Here is a 14,886-nt window from a genome sequence, read left to right as displayed (position 1 = left end):
TAAAAATAAAAAATCGAAAATTTTAAAAATTCGATTTTTACAAAATTTCATTTTTTTGATTTTTAAAAAAATCCTCAAAATCCTTTTTTCGTTTTTTCTGCCAATATAATCCCTGGTTAATTACTTTGTCATTAACTCTATCATGAAACGTGTTATGTTTTTTGTTTGTCAATGGCAAACAATTCCATTCAACGAATTCAAGTTCAGGATATTCTGACACAGGGAAAATATGATGGACCATTTCTGCTTGAGTAGAAATTCCATAGCGTAAACTTTCTTGACAAAGATAGTCATGTCTGCGCATTACTTTATCACGGAACTTCTCCCACTTCTTAGACTTCAAGGTTTGTCTGATAGGTTTGTTATACATATCAAACCTCCTTTCTCGATACTAAAAGGGACAGGCCAGCGACCTATCCCATCTCATACAAGAAATCCATGCTATCATAATAATTCTTTTTTTGTGAGAAAACAATAGCTTCTATTCTCATCTTTTTATTTTGCCTATTATTTTTCCTAGATAGAATCTAGTTGCTACAAATAAAAAGATAAAAGGCAAAGTGAGGAATATAACCCATGAGAATAATAAATCATCTACTTCACTTTCTGACCAATCAAAAACATGTAAAAGACAAATTATTATCGCATAGCATATGACTGGATATCCAACAATTAATCCTAATAGCTCCATTATTTTTTTCTCCTCGGACTATACCAATTTTACCCCTCACTTTCACATATCTTATATTTTGTTAAACTCACTATAAATCTTAAACCCTCACTACTCATAGGTTTTGAAGCGTTTCATTTTTTTAATTTATGCTTAACTCATTATGTGAAAGTAATAAATAAAAAATTAAATAACAAAGTTCCGTAGTGCATCATCAAGTTCTGCTTGTTCAATTCCTATGTATCTAAGCGTGATTGCTGGTGATGAGTGATTGAACATTTTCTGTAATGTTCCTACGTCCTTTGTTTTGTTGTAGTATTTATAACCAAAAGTCTTACGCATCGTGTGAGTCCCTACGTTATCAATACCAAGTTCTTCAGCTGCTTCATGAATGATTTGATAGGCTCGCTCACGAGTGATCGCTTTATTTTGTCCTTGTCTACTCTTGAATAAGAAGTGATGAAATGGTTTGCCTTCGACATATCTTCTCATTTCTTTTTTGAGTTCTTTGGTCATTCGTCTAGTTATCTGCTTACCAGTCTTACGTTCCCTTAGTTTAATGTGCCATCCTTGGACATCTTTCACTTTCAGGGTAAGTATATCTCCAACTCGCAATCCAGTATTCAGACCTGTGATAAAAAGCATGTAATACATCTCATTCCATTCTTTCAGATAATCTTTCATGGCCTGGATGTCGTCGCTATCTTTTATTGGTGATACATATTCCATGTTTTACCTCCTTTCTGTAAAGCAAAAAGCCAGCGTTTGCTGACTCTTGATGACACTTCTGTTTGACAACTTATTTGACTAGAATTAAGGATGTTTCCCAAAGTGTGATGTGTGTTTTTGTTTCAGAAGTTCATGCTATCATGATATTTCGTTTAAAGTGAGAATACAAGAGGTTTTATTCTCATTTTATGCAATCCCTTTGATTTTTGCATAGGTTTTTAAAATTGTTTTCCTTTTGCGATAAATGGTTGCGTCACTCACGAATAGTTTATCAGCAATTTCTTCCCATTCTAATTCTGATTGCCCCCATCTTAAATCAAAAATTTCTTTTTGTTCTGATGTAAGTTCCTTCAAAAACGTTTCAACGGTTTCTTTGAATAGCTCAAGATTCCTTAAAGGTACATCACTAGATAACTTTATGACAGTGTTTTCGGTCGGTCTACTAATTTTATTTCCTCGACTGCCAACGAGTTCTTCACCGTTTTTTGACATAACTTCAGCTGTTCTAACCCATATATCACGATCCACTTCTTTAAATTTTAAAAGTTCTCTATCTAGATAATATAGTTCACGACTATTCAGTGCTCTCAAGTGTTACCTCCTTGATGGATTATTTTTTCTAGTATTATAACTTTTCTACTTTTCTCCGATAAATACATTTATAGGTAAGTTGAAGTACGTTGCTACATCTTCCACTTGATACAAGTTAGGTCTTATCTTGCATGCTTCCCATTTATAAATATATGCTTGACTGTATCCTAAAATGTCACCTAGCGCTTCTTGTGATAACTTATTGTCTTTTCGCTTTTGCTTTAGCATGAATGCAAATCGTTTACGTTGATTATCATTTAATCTTTGCTCGTAGTTCATCAGGTAAGTCCTCCCATTTTACAAAACTACCATCAATCCAGCGACCATTACGGTCTTTAATTTCTTGGTAAGCTATTTCAAAACATTCATCGAAATCATATCCAAGGTTCTTCAGATATCCAATACAACGTACTAGATTATGTCTGCACATCTCTTTACTAGCAAATCCTTGTGACAGTTGAAACTCACTGATATTTGCATTGATTGAGATTAATGTTTCCGTGATTTCTTTTTTCCGTAAACCATCAGACTCTTCAAAAATCTGATTGACATCTTCCTCGATGAGCAAGGCAAGACCGACAATCACGACTGCACAATCTCCGATGCTGTCCTTGGTTACTTTCTCATTCTTCTTGAGATAACCAGCGCATAGCTCACCAAATTCTTCACTGAGCTTTAACGACTGCTTGTCTAATCGTCCACCATTCTCAAGGTCACGATCAATAAACCATTGCTTTACATTTTCTAGTGTGTTCATAATTCAATATCATCTCCCACTTCAATATTTTTATACTTTTCTTCACTAACCACAAACACATTCCCGTTTACCGTGATAGTGAACAAACTTCCGATTTTCTTCTTAGCTTCAACCTTGCCAGTAATCTGATATTTACTATCAGCGTGATAGACTAGCAATGGTTTCTGTGCTTCACGCTGCATGAAAAGTAAGCAAGTAGCGACAAGCGACCAAGCTAAAAGGATGCGAATTAGTGTGTTTTTCATTACCTGGTTTCCCCCGTAATTTCATTTCGCTCCACTCGGAACTTAAAAGTTGTGCCATCGCTCATATGAGCTATTGTGATTTCTTCACCCCACTGTCTTCTTGTGTAAGGGTATCTGTTTGGTCTTTTCATCACTACAAAACACCTCCATGCAATTTATTCCATTCTTCTTTAGTGAATCCTTGAGTAATAGTTATTTCAAAGTTTTTAAAATCAACTTCATCAGATTGTAATTTACTTGCTTTAATGTTTCCAGATTTTACAACACTAAAATCTGGGATAAAAGTTTCAACAATACTCCCCAAAGCTGAGAAAGTATTTCCTCCATCTGTGCTTAATTTAAAACCTATCGGATAACTGTTATAAATTCTACGAAACTTCATAATCAATCGTTTTCGTGTTTTATTTAGAGACATCACTCCACCTCCTCAATCTTTATTATTTTTATTATTTTTAAAGAACTTATAAAAAATTACTGACCAATATGAAGTCCACATAAGGTAGGATAACGATTGAAGGAATTGTTCTACTGTCATTCCGTTACCTCCTCGAGTTCAATTCCTGGGCAATCGAGCACCCAAGCAAAATCGGAATATTCTAGTTCCTTTCGTGTAAATGTTTTATTTTTTTTACTATTGTTAAAAAAATGAAATCCAACTTCTGTTTCATTTAGATAATCATCTGTATTTTTTACCTTAACTTTGTATTTTGGTTCTTTCTCAGCATCGTAGTCAGTCAACCAAGCTTTGGCAAAAAGTTCTTGATTTTTTCTGTCATTAAGCCATTTCTTCACTACTTCACTATTCTTAGCATAGAGATGAATAGTGGTACTATCAAGTGCAGAACGCAAACTAAAATCATTTAAAAGTTGACATTTAAAAATCCAGTCATCTATAAAACTAGGTAGAAGCACTTTATTTAATTTTTGTCGAATCTTATCAGCATCTTTTAATTGATTTCCAACCAACGCTCCCTCAAATTTACCTTGCTCGTAACCACTGCGATATTTCATCAAACCATAGTCGCCATCTAATTCTTTTAGAATTGCATTAAGCCATATAGTTTGTGTCGTTGGGTCAAACCCTCTAATTCGACCAACAACATCTTTTAACTTGAACGGCAACGGTTCTGGTTCGTCCAAAGACCGTAAGTCTTTCAAAACCAAATCAACAGAGGTCAGTCTTTTCTTGTTAGCTTTCATTTTTTCGTACTTATTGATTAATTTTTCATTATTCATTCTTTACACCTCCTCAACTTCAAACAGTGGACTGTCAAACACTTCGGTGAGACTTAACTTTTTGAGGTCAGATTTTCTAAAATTACTTCTAAAACTTGGACTGATATGAAGGCCGATGTCATCGTCATCGCAAAGGTATTGATTAGTAGCTTTAAATTTAACCGTATACTTAGGTTCCTCCTCGACCTCGTAACCGTCCAGCCACGCTCGAGCGAAGAGTTCTATGTTGTCGTCTTCCTCAAACCATTCGTTAATTTCTTTATTTTTATGACTTCTGATTTCAATCATCGCACCAAGCAAATGATAATCATCATATTTCTTTTGTTCGATGTATTCATCAATGATCTGCGGGATTTTGACTTTTTCGGGTTCGTCTAGTTCAGAAATAAGTTTTACTGCCATATCTATTTTGATATATTCATTTTTATTCCCGAAAATATTTTTTAAACTTTCTATCCGTTCAATCAATTCTTGTTTATTCATCTTCTTGTTCCTCGCTATATTTTTCTACCAATTTATTCAACCACGACCAAACATTTGTTTCTTCCGTGATTGGTTCAACTTCTCTTTCTTGCAACCAAGCAGAGAAGTTAACCACGTTATCAATATAGATTGTGTCATAATATCCCCAATCCCAAACAGTCAATCCAATTTCAGTTTCATTCCCATTTTCGTCCTCAACTGTGATAGAACCTTCTTCAACAAAGTCTGTTCCGTAACATAAATCACAAGTACCCGTTTGTACTACTTGCGTATCTGAATTGTATTCTGTTACTTTATACTTCATTTTCTAACTCCTCCATTTCTACTCCTAATTCAACAAGTTCTTGTTTTAGCATTTCGATTCGATTCTGGACGGTTTCTGTGATTAGACCAGACAATATCTCATCTGCTTTGATTTCTTTTGAAAGAAATCCATAAGCCGTACGAAGAATATAATTAGTCTCTAGCCTTGTAATTTTAAGTTCACCCCAGCACTTGCGTTTAACGTCTAAGAAATATTCGTACTCTTTAATCAAGCAAGCGATATCTCTAGCTTTGTTTAAATTTTTCAGCTTCATCTTCCAACTCCTTCAACTTCTTCTTATACACTTTTATCCTTTTTCTCCAGAAATCTCTTTCAGCAGCTCTCTTGTGCACCGCTGATTTCTGACTGGGTTTCTTCAATTCTTCAATCTTGTCTTCTGCGGCTTTGATTGAACGTTTTAAACTCTTGATGATATCTTGGTTAATTGTGTTCATCCGAATACCTCCTAGAACGGCATGTCATCATCTGAAATATCCAAAGGATTGGTAGCTCCAAAACTTGCTGGCATCTGCTCTTCAATATTTGATTGGTTTGCAGAATTATCACGTTTTTCTAGTAGCTGGAACGTGTCTGCTACTACTTCTGTCACATATACGCGTTGACCTTGCTGATTATCATAGCTACGAGTTTGGATGCGCCCTGTAATTCCTACGAGGTTTCCTTTTTTGCACCATTCAGCAAGTAACTCAGCTTGTTTTCTCCAAATCATGCAATTGATAAAGTCAGCTTCTCGCTCTCCGTTTGCTCCCTTGAAATTACGATTGACTGCCAGGTTAAAAGTTGTAATTGCAATATTTGATGGTGTGTATTTCAACTCTGGATCTCGTGTCAGTCTTCCTACAAGTGATACGTTATTAATCATTCTTACCTCCTATTTGATTGCTAGGTAGTAGCAATCTTTTGCGCCATAATCAAATCTGACGCTATCCTTTTTGATGTGTTTTGTGAAATGTGGTCTAGTTATCCCAGAGTATGCCCATTGATGGTCTTTCATGTCTTCAATAAGGTTATCAACATTGTTGTACTCTCCAATAAAAAGCCGACAATGTCCGTTATAGACAAAATAGAGTTTTAATAACAAGGTGTGCCACCTTTCTAAAAGTAATCTTTCCTTTTGTTTTTTAAGTCATTGAACACCATCAAATGCTCATTGTCTACACCCTTCATCAACCGACTCATAAATGGCCGACCATATCGCTTCTGGATTTCCTGTGCAGTCAGATTAGTCGTGATAATAGTATTTGCCCTTTTATTGAGGATGTTGTAAAGGATACTGAAGGACCATTCACTGTTCTTCTCCATTCCAAGATCATCTAGAACTAAGAATTTTGCGCTAGCAATTTTATTTACTAGAAACTCTTCCTGGCTAAAATCCGTCTTGATTTTCATCAGCAAGTCAGTAACATTGATGAAGATAGCAATTTCTTTTGTGATTTCTGATAGTTTCTTCATAATCGCAAATGCAAGATGGCTCTTACCTGTACCAGCTTCACCTTGAAAAACAACATTGTTTCTGGCACCCTCAGACCACTCTTTACATATTTTTTTGGCAAATTCTAACTTTTCAGCTTCTTTTTCAGTGGGTGTGTCAAAATTCTCAAGAGTAGCATTCTTCAGAACATCATCATATAACGAGAATTTTTCGAGATAAAACTTACGTTCTCTCTCGTATTCTGCATCAGCAAGCTCGTTGACTCTTAATTGATTTTCGGCATGAATACGTTCCGATTCACACAATCGACAAAGGACATCATTTGTACGAAGAATTTTAATCAGTGGAATTTTGTGTTTATCGCAAATTTCGTCCTGCTCTTCTGTATTCCTTTGATAAGAGAGAGCCGTTTCTTCTAAAGCATTAGTTACCATGTTAGCTTACCTCCACAAGCTTTCCAGCTTGCCATGTCTGACAAGCAAGCTATCACGGTCTCTTTTGATTGTTTTTTCAAAAGAGATTTTTTCTGATCACTGATTGGATAGAAGTTTTCTTCAAATTGTTGAATTAATTCTAGAATCCCCATTCTTTATCCACCTCCTGTTCATCTTTCTTCTCTTTACGCTGCTTCTCAGAATGTCGAACTTGTTCAACTGTTGTCACTTGGTTCTGTTGCCAATTTCTCAGAATACCACCTATATATTTGATATTTGGTTTTCCTAAATTTACAGCAGTCCTCAATGCTTCTCTGACTAGTTCAGAGTCATTTTCGTTTAACAGATGATTGATTTCTTCGATTTCAAATCCTGATAGCAGTCTACGAAATTCAGATTGAAATAGTTCTAAGATATTTTCACTATTACTAGTAGTAGTTATATTCTTATCTTTATCTAATCTATTCTTATTCTTATCTTCTTCTAGTGCGTTACCTTGCGTTACTGTAACGTTACATGTAACGTTACCACCGAGAGCGAGATTCTTTTGCTTCTCACGATGTCTTGCAACACGATTGCGTGTTTGCTCTTTGATTTTTTCCATACCATCAATATTTTGATGTTTTTCCCAATTTGGCAGCGTGATAACACCATCAATAATTTCAACCATTCCGAATTGCTCAAAAATACCAAGAGCCATTCTTACAGTGTTTAATGGTCTTCTGAAAATGGTAGCAAGCATTTCATCGGTATAATGAACCTTATCTGACATCATAAGTAGTCCATTTCGATTGTGCTTACCAGCAAGAGCTAGAATTTTAAACCAGATAACCAAAATGGCATCATGATCAGGAAGTGCATCGATAAGACAGATTTTTTCATCATCGAAAATATCTGTCGTAATCTTAATCCATTTGATTTCAGACATAGCTACCCTCCTTCTTTGCTTTTAAAGCTAATTGTCATGCTCGTGCTCTCCACTTCCTTTGATTTTTGCGAAAATCCATTGTCATTTCTTTGTAGAGTAAGCGTCCATTTTCTTCTAAAAGACTAGTGTTTTGTCTTTTTAAAGTGTCATTGTTGCGAGTTTCTTCCTGGTAGTCATTTGCTAATCTGTCATAATCTTCAACACACATCTTCAAGTCTGATGGTAGGTCTTCAATTGTTGATGGTAACCCAATAGGTGGCTCACAGTCATAAGTGAATTTCTTGTCACTTTTTTTCAAATTTTGTCGAGCAGTTGAAAGAAAATCATCTGCTTCTTCAATGATGATTATTTGTTTTTCTTCTTGTTTTTCTTCATATCGACAAGTGAAAAGCATGATTGCAAAGATGCCGATGAATGTTAGTGATACTCCAAATAATTGGCTTAAGATGTTTGGTTCGTTCATTTTTTTACTTTCTAATCCTAAATTACAAGATTTGCTTGAATAAACTCATCGAGTTCATTCTTGTCAATTCGTTTTGTTCCGTCAATTTTATATAGGTTTAAACCCATTTTTAACCATTTTCTAATGGTATTTGTGCTACAATCTGAATAGTTAGCAGCACTTTCGATTGAGAGCCATCGTTTCTCAATTGTTTCGTGCTCTAATAATTCTTTAAAACATTCTTTAAATTGATCCTTAACAATTAACTGGATTCCATTTTCAAAGTTTTCGCTGAGAATGTTCACAATGACCTCCTTATGTGATATAATCTAAGTAGTTATTTTAGTGAGCGCCTGACTTCTGTTAGGTGCTTTTTTATGCTCTGAATGCATTCAATTCCATGATTTTCATTTTTGTATTGGTGCTTGGTTCCCAAGTCATCCAGTAAGCAAGTGCTGCTTCTGCGAATTTTTTTGGCAATAGGTCATAGCGACTGATATTGAAATGATCCTTGAAATCAATCTCAGCTTGTCTGAAGACCGATTGAGCGAATGTCTTATCTTCATAAGCTGGACTGTCGATTCCACCAAGACAAGCAACTACTCGAGCCTTACGCTTCTTCAATAGCGATTGAGCATAACTTGGATGGATTGGTTGCTCATTCTTGAGATAGTCGATATCTTCTAACATTGTGACTTGTTGTTTCCGAAGTTCTTTTTGCCCAGTAAATAGAGCGATGAAGGCATCTTCGTCTAGATCATCACTAATGAAACCACCTTGTCTGCGAATTGCTGGCAAGACCTCTGATGTTACCCAGCGCTTGAATTCTTTTGCTTGTGGCAATTTGCTAGATAGGATAAGCGAATATAAACCTGACTCGTTGATGATCAACATATCTTGGATTCCACCACCAGTAAGGATGCCCTGTTTTAGGGCGTCCTCTTCATCAACATGAAGAGCGATTGCATTTCTTGCTTTGCTATATCCTAAGATATCTGCAACATCTTTTCCGACAAACCAAGGCTCGTCATTTATTGTCATAGTACGGACTTCCTGCCCGTGAAAATTAAAAATTTCGTTCATAAAATCACTCCATATTTTCTAAAATTTTATTTTCTCTACTTAATCGCTCATCGTATAAATTGAGAAAAAGTTTTTTAAACTCTTCATAAATCGCGAGAGAGTATTCAAATTCATCATCATCTAAATCTTTGATTATACTAGCGCCCATTACTGCCAAGCTTATGCGTCTGAGATTATCTAATATATCTTGGAGATAGATCTTATGGTGTGCATAGCCACTGCTATTTTCTTTTCCATATCTTTTCCTAGTGTAAATACCGTTAGGTTTTCCTCTTACAAATCTAAGCTCATCAATTGATGGTTCGTTAGTAATTTGAGAGGCGAACCTTCTGCTTAATCTTTCAGAAATTAGTGGATGTTTTAGATTTATTTTTTCAACTTCTTCATCAGTTAAATGAACATCTCTAAAATCTTTTTTTTGTCTCGGTAAACTATTTTTTGATATAGCTTCAGCAATCATCTTTTCAAGTTCAGCTTTGGAAATTGTAATAGTGTCGTTCATTTTATTACTCCTATCTACTCCTCGAATTTTTCCCAAGATTCTGATATTCCTAGTTTTTTTGAAATCTTTAGTTTCAAATCATCAGAACCTTTACCGATGTTAAATAATTCTGTGATAACGCTTGATGTACGCTTGAATCCAATTGCTTGTGCTAAATCAGCATTATTCCAATTGCGTTCAGCCATTTTTTGTTTTACCAGTTCGTTCCACTTTTGGTGTTGTGTGCTCATGTGTAGCTCCTTTCTTTTTTAGAGAAACACAAAGCGAAAACTTTTTTATAGAATTTCTTGACTTTTTCTAGACTAAAGTCTATAATCAAAGTATAAGAAAAACATAAACAAAGGACTTTCTAAACCAATCATAACGCTCGCCAAAGCTTTTATTTTTAGTTTGTCTTTTCTCTTTTGTTTTCGCTTTATATTTCGCTTTACAATATATATTCTATACTTTTTTATAGAGCTTGTCAACACTTTTCTATACTTTTTTCTAGAATATTTTTTGTTAAGCGTAGAAAGGTTGATTTAACAATGTTTTCAACGTTTGAAAAAATCAAAGAACTTGCTAAAAAGCGAGGAATTGCTTTGTCAAAACTAGAAGAAACTTTAGGTTATAGTACAAATTATTTTTATTCATTAAAAAAGAAGGCACCTAATTCTGAGCGACTTCAAGAAATTGCTGAATATTTTAATGTTTCGACTGATTATCTATTAGGTCGTACTGATAATCCTAATGTTGCAAGTGAGATTGTCACTACTGCTGATGGTCGTACCGTTGACTTGTCCAATCTTCGGGAACGTGTAGTTCTCTTCGATGGTAAACCATTGTCAGATGAAGACGTTGACAAGATCGCGCAAATTATTAAGCTTTCTTTGGGGGTGTCTGACATTGAAAGTGAGTGAGTTGCTGGATGAATACCAGGTCACACTCTATCTTTTTCCTGAAACCATGTGGGAACGTAGAGGTTTCTATTTCCCAGATGAACGAACTATCTATGTGAATGGTAATCTTAGTCAGGAAGAACGAGAAGAGGTCATCCTGCACGAATTAGGACACATAAACCATAACCCAGCGCATTACAAAAGACTACTTTATAAATATGAAAATGAAGCTGACCGCTTCATGGTTCGTCATCTCATATCTGAAGAATTATCTCAATGTGAGCCTTCAGAATTCAATTGGTTAAGATTTGCTGAAAGACATAAAATCGCCACCACTTGGGGCGAACAGATGATTCAGGAAGAATTTTATAGATTGACAGGTAGTTAAAAGGAGAAGAAATATGAATAAATTTAACAATTCTAAACCAGTTTATAAAAGAGTATGGTTTTGGGTGCTGATTGCTATCGTGTCTATTGGTGTTGTGAATGGTATTTTAAACACTCCATCTAAAAATACTGCTGCTAAAACTGAAAAAACAACATCGACAACGGTTGAACAAAAATTCAAAATGACTAAAGAATTAGGTGAGGAATTCGCTTTATACTTTAAAGAGAATGCTGAGGTTCTTGATAAAGGTGAAAAGGTTGATTTTGTTCCTGGAGGGGATGATAAAAACCTTTCTGTACGAATCGGAGAGAGTTGGAAGAATGAAAGCACTAGTCGCAAGATCTATATTTCAAATGAATTTTTGAAAGCTAAGAATACCATTTTTGAAAAGTGGGCTCAAGAAAAAGGCTACAATGTTGATTTAGAAAAAGATACACCTCAACTACTGGTTTATACCTCTGATTCTGCTAAAACTCAAATTTCTCAAGAGTATAAAGGAGAAATGAAAATACTGAAATAAATAAAAAATCCCCACACCAGCCTGCAAGCAAAGATGTGAGGATGTACTGTATAGAAAAGAATGGCATTAAAAAGCCCTCTTTACTATACCCATTTTACCAAGAAATGAGGGAAAAAGCAATGATTGGCAAGTACGAAAAAGGTGGTTCTACTGCTTATTATTTTAAAGCATATCATGGAATGGATCCACTTACGAATAAAAAGATAATTACGAAAAGACGAGGATTTAAAACAGAGCGAGAAGCAAGGCTTGCAGAAGCTAAATGCTTGACCGAATACGAGAAGAAAAGTTTTAGGTCTAAGAATACTACTACTACTTTTCAGCAAGTTTATGAAATCTGGAAAGAGCATTATAAACATACTGTGAAAGAGTCAACCTATGTTAGTCAAGTGAATATTGCTGATAAGTGGATTATTCCTAATTTTGGAGATAAGCCAATCAATAAAATTAGTCTATCTATGTGTCAGGCTCAAGTTAATAAGTGGGCGGATGAGTATAAAAGATTTTTTGGAATCATCAGCATAGCAAATCAAATCTTTGATTATGCCATTTCAGTGGAACTCATCGAAAATAATCCAATGAGAAAGACTTTGAAACCGAAAAGACAAAAAAATAATACGGATGAGCTTGAAAAATTCTACAATAAAGAAGAACTGCAAGAATTCTTTGAGATTGTTAAAGGCTTTGATGATGTAGAAATGCTGACATATTTTCGGTTGCTTGCTTTTACGGGCATGAGAAAAAATGAAATCAGTGCTTTGAGATGGTCTGATGTTGATTTGAAGAATGGCCAGATTACTGTCAAGCAAACTTTGGCTAAAGGTGAGGATAATAAACTAATTTTCCAAACACCAAAAACCAAAAAGAGCGCTCGGACAATTACTCTGGATCCAAAGACCATCGAAGTCTTAAAAGAATGGCACAAATTTAGTACCAAAGGACTCCTTTTTAAAAATGAAGATGGAGGTCCTAGGAGTGTTGTTCATGTCAACAATATGCTGAATAGGATTTGGAGGAAGTACCCAGAATTTAAGCGAATCACACCTCATGGGTTTAGGCACACACATTGTTCTTTACTCTTTGAAGCTGGAGCAACTATCAAGGAAGTTCAGGAGCGACTTGGTCACGAGAATATCCAAACAACAATGGATATATACGCTCATGTCACCCAAAAAGCAAAAAATGAAGTAGCCAATAAATTCGCTACTTATATCGGATTTTAAATATGGGTACCAAACTGGGTACCAAAATAAAAAATAGGCTTTCCAAAAATCTTGGAAAGCCTTATTTAATGCTGATTAGAGCTATTATTTTGCGATTGGGTAAACAGAAACTTGTTTTTTATCGCGACCTTTACGTTCAAAGCGTACTACGCCTTCAACTTTAGCGAACAAAGTATCGTCTCCACCACGACCAACGTTAACACCTGGATAGATGTGTGTACCACGTTGACGGTAAAGGATTGATCCACCAGTTACAGTTTGTCCGTCAGCTGCTTTAGCTCCAAGACGTTTAGCTTGTGAATCGCGTCCGTTTGATGTAGAACCTCCACCTTTTTTGTGGGCGAAAAGTTGCAAGTTGCTAAGAGTCATTTTTAACATAATGTTTTCCTCCGTGTTAGTTTTCTGTGATAACTCTGGTTTGGACGAACTCAGAAGAGTTCTCCGATAAGTTTGCCATACCTAAGAAAAATGATTCGAAGAATAACTGCGTCATTTCTCTCTGGTGTGAAGGAAGATCAGTTGGAATTTCAACCATCAGATAACCACCTTCATCTTCGTTTAATTCTAAGATTGGTTCGTAGCCTGCAAATTTCTCAATGGAATTGATAAAGTTTATGGCAAGCGTAGAAACCGATGCACACACGACATCTAGGCCGTATTCGCCACTCTCGGCGTGTCCAGTAATCTCCGCACTCCTCAGCTCGCCATCTTCGGCTCTCTCAAAGACTGCTTGTATCATGTGTTCTCCTTAAAATTAAGCGTTGATTGCGTTGATGACAACTTTTGTATATGGTTGACGGTGACCTTGTTTACGATGGCTACCTTTTTTAGGTTTGTACTTGTAAGTAACAACTTTCTTTTGTTTTCCTTGTTTTTCAACAGTTCCAACAACAGTAGCTCCAGAAACAAGTGGAGTTCCAACAACAGTGTTTTCACCACCAACAAGAACAACTTCGTTAAAAGTAACTTCTTGACCAGCTTCAACGTTCAATTTTTCAACGTAGATAGCTTGACCAACTTCAACTTTAACTTGTTTTCCGCCAGTTTTGATAATTGCGTATGTGCTCATCATGCACCTCCTATGATTTTTTTGGGTTTCCCCGTATTTTTGTGAAGACTCGCCTAGCATCGTGGGACGAACCACTTATACTTGAATATCAAGCGACGATGTTCGTGCGGTTGCACAGGAATGTGCATAGTCAACTCTAAAAGTATAACATGTTTCTAACTTTTTGACAAGTATTTTCAATCAAAATAATGTGCTTTCTGGTACTTTTTTTGCAGAGAAGATAAAAGCATACTTAGATAAAAAATGCTCATCATGATTGGAATGCCTAAAATCGTTTTCTCAGTGAAAAAAATTGTCAAGTAAGCTGAAAAAACTACCCCAAAGACAAAACTACTAAGCAGACTCACAAAGATCAGCCCCTCAAATAAAAACGGAGTATGTTTGGTCCGCACGTATTCCCCGAAAGCCAACATAGTGCGTTTGATATTTCCTGTCATAAACGCATTGTTATAGGCAATGCCAGAAACCTGACCAAAGGCTGTTGTCACTAGTCCCATACAAAAAGCAAGGGGAGGAACAATGTAGATATTGTCAACCGTTAAGGGAACAAAGCCTATAATCAAGGACAAAATAGCAAGCGGGAACAGCGATAAGATTGGTTTTTTTACCACACGTAATTTTTCCTTATAGACTGTCAGCAGAAAGACACCCATCATGAAAGAAAGCAAGGTCATGACTTTTGTACTTGCATCTGATACATTATCTTGAATGAGTCCAACGGAAAGAAATACAACATTTCCCGTTTGTCCAGCAACCAAGGTATTCCCCCTTACAATAAACGTATAGGCATCCACATAACCTGCGCAGAAAGTCAAAAAAAGCGCCAATCTTTTTGAATGACGAGAAATTTTTCTCATAGGTAATAATCTCATACTAAACTCCTAGTTTTACTATCACTATTATACCATTTTTCCATGAAAATTCGAAGCTTCAAAACAAAAGAATTACCTC

The 14,886-nt window shown here is 35.6% G+C and carries 31 protein-coding genes and 1 other annotated feature; of the genes, 4 read left to right on the top strand and 27 right to left on the bottom strand.

Going from position 1 to position 14,886, the window contains the following annotated elements; translation table 11 throughout:
- Window positions 1-37: 37 nt before the first annotated feature.
- The 23 genes from ACTO1Y_RS01950 to ACTO1Y_RS01840 form a co-directional block, all read right to left on the bottom strand.
- Complete coding sequence (locus ACTO1Y_RS01950) at window positions 38-370, bottom strand: HNH endonuclease (RefSeq protein WP_441348153.1); 333 nt, start codon at window positions 368-370, stop codon at window positions 38-40.
- Between the two features lie 117 nt (window positions 371-487).
- On the bottom strand, window positions 488-691 hold the full coding sequence (locus tag ACTO1Y_RS01945) for a hypothetical protein (protein WP_441348152.1): 204 nt from the start codon (window positions 689-691) through the stop codon (window positions 488-490).
- A 165-nt stretch (window positions 692-856) separates the two neighbouring features.
- Window positions 857-1,399, bottom strand: coding sequence for a site-specific integrase (locus ACTO1Y_RS01940; RefSeq protein WP_006150443.1), 543 nt, complete (start codon window positions 1,397-1,399; stop codon window positions 857-859).
- A gap of 186 nt (window positions 1,400-1,585) precedes the next feature.
- Entirely contained in the window at window positions 1,586-1,990 is a 405-nt protein-coding gene (locus tag ACTO1Y_RS01935) for a transcriptional regulator (protein ID WP_441348151.1), read from the bottom strand.
- A gap of 45 nt (window positions 1,991-2,035) precedes the next feature.
- Complete coding sequence (locus ACTO1Y_RS01930; protein WP_441348150.1) at window positions 2,036-2,269, bottom strand: helix-turn-helix domain-containing protein; 234 nt, start codon at window positions 2,267-2,269, stop codon at window positions 2,036-2,038.
- Window positions 2,244-2,747 (bottom strand): MazG-like family protein, encoded by a 504-nt coding sequence (locus ACTO1Y_RS01925; RefSeq protein ID WP_441348149.1) that lies wholly within the window; start codon window positions 2,745-2,747, stop codon window positions 2,244-2,246. The genes ACTO1Y_RS01930 and ACTO1Y_RS01925 overlap by 26 nt, the downstream gene beginning before the upstream one ends.
- Window positions 2,744-2,992 (bottom strand): DUF1372 family protein, encoded by a 249-nt coding sequence (locus ACTO1Y_RS01920; RefSeq protein WP_441348148.1) that lies wholly within the window; start codon window positions 2,990-2,992, stop codon window positions 2,744-2,746. Before ACTO1Y_RS01920 ends, ACTO1Y_RS01925 begins: the two co-directional genes overlap by 4 nt.
- 133 nt (window positions 2,993-3,125) lie before the next feature.
- A complete protein-coding gene (locus tag ACTO1Y_RS01915) occupies window positions 3,126-3,407 on the bottom strand; it encodes a hypothetical protein (RefSeq protein ID WP_441348147.1) in 282 nt (93 codons plus the stop codon).
- A 116-nt stretch (window positions 3,408-3,523) separates the two neighbouring features.
- Window positions 3,524-4,228 carry a DUF1642 domain-containing protein gene (locus ACTO1Y_RS01910; protein WP_441348146.1) on the bottom strand — a complete coding sequence of 235 codons (705 nt, stop codon included), beginning with the start codon at window positions 4,226-4,228 and terminating at the stop codon, window positions 3,524-3,526.
- Window positions 4,229-4,231: 3 nt separating this feature from the next.
- Window positions 4,232-4,711 carry a DUF1642 domain-containing protein gene (locus ACTO1Y_RS01905; protein ID WP_441348145.1) on the bottom strand — a complete coding sequence of 160 codons (480 nt, stop codon included), beginning with the start codon at window positions 4,709-4,711 and terminating at the stop codon, window positions 4,232-4,234.
- On the bottom strand, window positions 4,704-5,015 hold the full coding sequence (locus tag ACTO1Y_RS01900; RefSeq protein ID WP_441348144.1) for a hypothetical protein: 312 nt from the start codon (window positions 5,013-5,015) through the stop codon (window positions 4,704-4,706). The genes ACTO1Y_RS01905 and ACTO1Y_RS01900 overlap by 8 nt, the downstream gene beginning before the upstream one ends.
- Window positions 5,005-5,289 (bottom strand): hypothetical protein, encoded by a 285-nt coding sequence (locus ACTO1Y_RS01895; protein ID WP_441348143.1) that lies wholly within the window; start codon window positions 5,287-5,289, stop codon window positions 5,005-5,007. The genes ACTO1Y_RS01900 and ACTO1Y_RS01895 overlap by 11 nt, the downstream gene beginning before the upstream one ends.
- Window positions 5,261-5,470: a hypothetical protein gene (locus ACTO1Y_RS01890; protein WP_441348142.1), complete on the bottom strand. Its 210-nt coding sequence runs from the start codon at window positions 5,468-5,470 to the stop codon at window positions 5,261-5,263. Before ACTO1Y_RS01890 ends, ACTO1Y_RS01895 begins: the two co-directional genes overlap by 29 nt.
- A gap of 11 nt (window positions 5,471-5,481) precedes the next feature.
- The gene (gene ssb / locus ACTO1Y_RS01885) at window positions 5,482-5,898 is read right to left on the bottom strand and encodes a single-stranded DNA-binding protein (protein ID WP_441348141.1); all 417 of its coding nucleotides are present in this window, start codon (window positions 5,896-5,898) and stop codon (window positions 5,482-5,484) included.
- 9 nt (window positions 5,899-5,907) lie between these two features.
- A complete protein-coding gene (locus ACTO1Y_RS01880; protein WP_441348140.1) occupies window positions 5,908-6,117 on the bottom strand; it encodes a hypothetical protein in 210 nt (69 codons plus the stop codon).
- 14 nt (window positions 6,118-6,131) lie between these two features.
- A complete protein-coding gene (locus tag ACTO1Y_RS01875) occupies window positions 6,132-6,902 on the bottom strand; it encodes an ATP-binding protein (protein ID WP_441348139.1) in 771 nt (256 codons plus the stop codon).
- On the bottom strand, window positions 6,896-7,054 hold the full coding sequence (locus ACTO1Y_RS01870; protein ID WP_441348138.1) for a hypothetical protein: 159 nt from the start codon (window positions 7,052-7,054) through the stop codon (window positions 6,896-6,898). The genes ACTO1Y_RS01875 and ACTO1Y_RS01870 overlap by 7 nt, the downstream gene beginning before the upstream one ends.
- Window positions 7,042-7,830 (bottom strand): phage replisome organizer N-terminal domain-containing protein, encoded by a 789-nt coding sequence (locus tag ACTO1Y_RS01865; protein WP_441348137.1) that lies wholly within the window; start codon window positions 7,828-7,830, stop codon window positions 7,042-7,044. The genes ACTO1Y_RS01870 and ACTO1Y_RS01865 overlap by 13 nt, the downstream gene beginning before the upstream one ends.
- 34 nt (window positions 7,831-7,864) lie before the next feature.
- The gene (locus tag ACTO1Y_RS01860; RefSeq protein WP_441348136.1) at window positions 7,865-8,293 is read right to left on the bottom strand and encodes a hypothetical protein; all 429 of its coding nucleotides are present in this window, start codon (window positions 8,291-8,293) and stop codon (window positions 7,865-7,867) included.
- A gap of 17 nt (window positions 8,294-8,310) precedes the next feature.
- Window positions 8,311-8,577 (bottom strand): helix-turn-helix domain-containing protein, encoded by a 267-nt coding sequence (locus ACTO1Y_RS01855; protein ID WP_006150019.1) that lies wholly within the window; start codon window positions 8,575-8,577, stop codon window positions 8,311-8,313.
- Window positions 8,578-8,647: 70 nt separating this feature from the next.
- Complete coding sequence (locus tag ACTO1Y_RS01850) at window positions 8,648-9,355, bottom strand: ORF6C domain-containing protein (protein ID WP_441348135.1); 708 nt, start codon at window positions 9,353-9,355, stop codon at window positions 8,648-8,650.
- A 4-nt stretch (window positions 9,356-9,359) separates the two neighbouring features.
- Window positions 9,360-9,857, bottom strand: coding sequence for a hypothetical protein (locus tag ACTO1Y_RS01845; protein ID WP_441348134.1), 498 nt, complete (start codon window positions 9,855-9,857; stop codon window positions 9,360-9,362).
- Between the two features lie 14 nt (window positions 9,858-9,871).
- On the bottom strand, window positions 9,872-10,087 hold the full coding sequence (locus ACTO1Y_RS01840) for a transcriptional regulator (protein ID WP_224376179.1): 216 nt from the start codon (window positions 10,085-10,087) through the stop codon (window positions 9,872-9,874).
- 297 nt (window positions 10,088-10,384) lie between these two features.
- Here ACTO1Y_RS01840 and ACTO1Y_RS01835 point away from each other — a divergent pair, with 297 nt between their 5' ends.
- Genes ACTO1Y_RS01835 through ACTO1Y_RS01820 form a run of 4 tightly spaced genes read left to right on the top strand, consistent with a single transcriptional unit; the run spans window position 10,385 to window position 12,866 of the window.
- Entirely contained in the window at window positions 10,385-10,756 is a 372-nt protein-coding gene (locus tag ACTO1Y_RS01835) for a helix-turn-helix domain-containing protein (RefSeq protein ID WP_441348133.1), read from the top strand.
- Between the two features lie 46 nt (window positions 10,757-10,802).
- Window positions 10,803-11,123, top strand: coding sequence for an ImmA/IrrE family metallo-endopeptidase (locus tag ACTO1Y_RS01830; RefSeq protein ID WP_441348132.1), 321 nt, complete (start codon window positions 10,803-10,805; stop codon window positions 11,121-11,123).
- Between the two features lie 13 nt (window positions 11,124-11,136).
- Window positions 11,137-11,643 carry a hypothetical protein gene (locus ACTO1Y_RS01825; RefSeq protein WP_441348131.1) on the top strand — a complete coding sequence of 169 codons (507 nt, stop codon included), beginning with the start codon at window positions 11,137-11,139 and terminating at the stop codon, window positions 11,641-11,643.
- 41 nt (window positions 11,644-11,684) lie between these two features.
- Window positions 11,685-12,866: a tyrosine-type recombinase/integrase gene (locus tag ACTO1Y_RS01820; protein ID WP_441348130.1), complete on the top strand. Its 1,182-nt coding sequence runs from the start codon at window positions 11,685-11,687 to the stop codon at window positions 12,864-12,866.
- Between the two features lie 84 nt (window positions 12,867-12,950).
- Here the strand turns inward: ACTO1Y_RS01820 and rpmA are convergent, their stop codons facing one another.
- The 4 genes from rpmA to ACTO1Y_RS01800 form a co-directional block, all read right to left on the bottom strand.
- Window positions 12,951-13,244 carry a 50S ribosomal protein L27 gene (gene rpmA, locus ACTO1Y_RS01815; RefSeq protein ID WP_006149998.1) on the bottom strand — a complete coding sequence of 98 codons (294 nt, stop codon included), beginning with the start codon at window positions 13,242-13,244 and terminating at the stop codon, window positions 12,951-12,953.
- Between the two features lie 16 nt (window positions 13,245-13,260).
- Window positions 13,261-13,605 carry a ribosomal-processing cysteine protease Prp gene (locus tag ACTO1Y_RS01810; RefSeq protein WP_006149980.1) on the bottom strand — a complete coding sequence of 115 codons (345 nt, stop codon included), beginning with the start codon at window positions 13,603-13,605 and terminating at the stop codon, window positions 13,261-13,263.
- Between the two features lie 15 nt (window positions 13,606-13,620).
- A complete protein-coding gene (rplU, locus tag ACTO1Y_RS01805) occupies window positions 13,621-13,935 on the bottom strand; it encodes a 50S ribosomal protein L21 (protein ID WP_003002830.1) in 315 nt (104 codons plus the stop codon).
- A 35-nt stretch (window positions 13,936-13,970) separates the two neighbouring features.
- Window positions 13,971-14,057 (bottom strand) — a sequence feature (ribosomal protein L21 leader region).
- A 54-nt stretch (window positions 14,058-14,111) separates the two neighbouring features.
- Window positions 14,112-14,807 carry a YoaK family protein gene (locus ACTO1Y_RS01800; protein WP_441348129.1) on the bottom strand — a complete coding sequence of 232 codons (696 nt, stop codon included), beginning with the start codon at window positions 14,805-14,807 and terminating at the stop codon, window positions 14,112-14,114.
- Window positions 14,808-14,886 lie beyond the last annotated feature (79 nt).

This window comes from Streptococcus sp. V728, from assembly GCF_052077995.1.
Lineage (GTDB): Bacteria > Bacillota > Bacilli > Lactobacillales > Streptococcaceae > Streptococcus > Streptococcus infantis_B.
The sequence above is the reverse complement of the archived record's forward strand: the minus strand, read 5'-3'. Positions and strand labels throughout refer to the sequence as shown.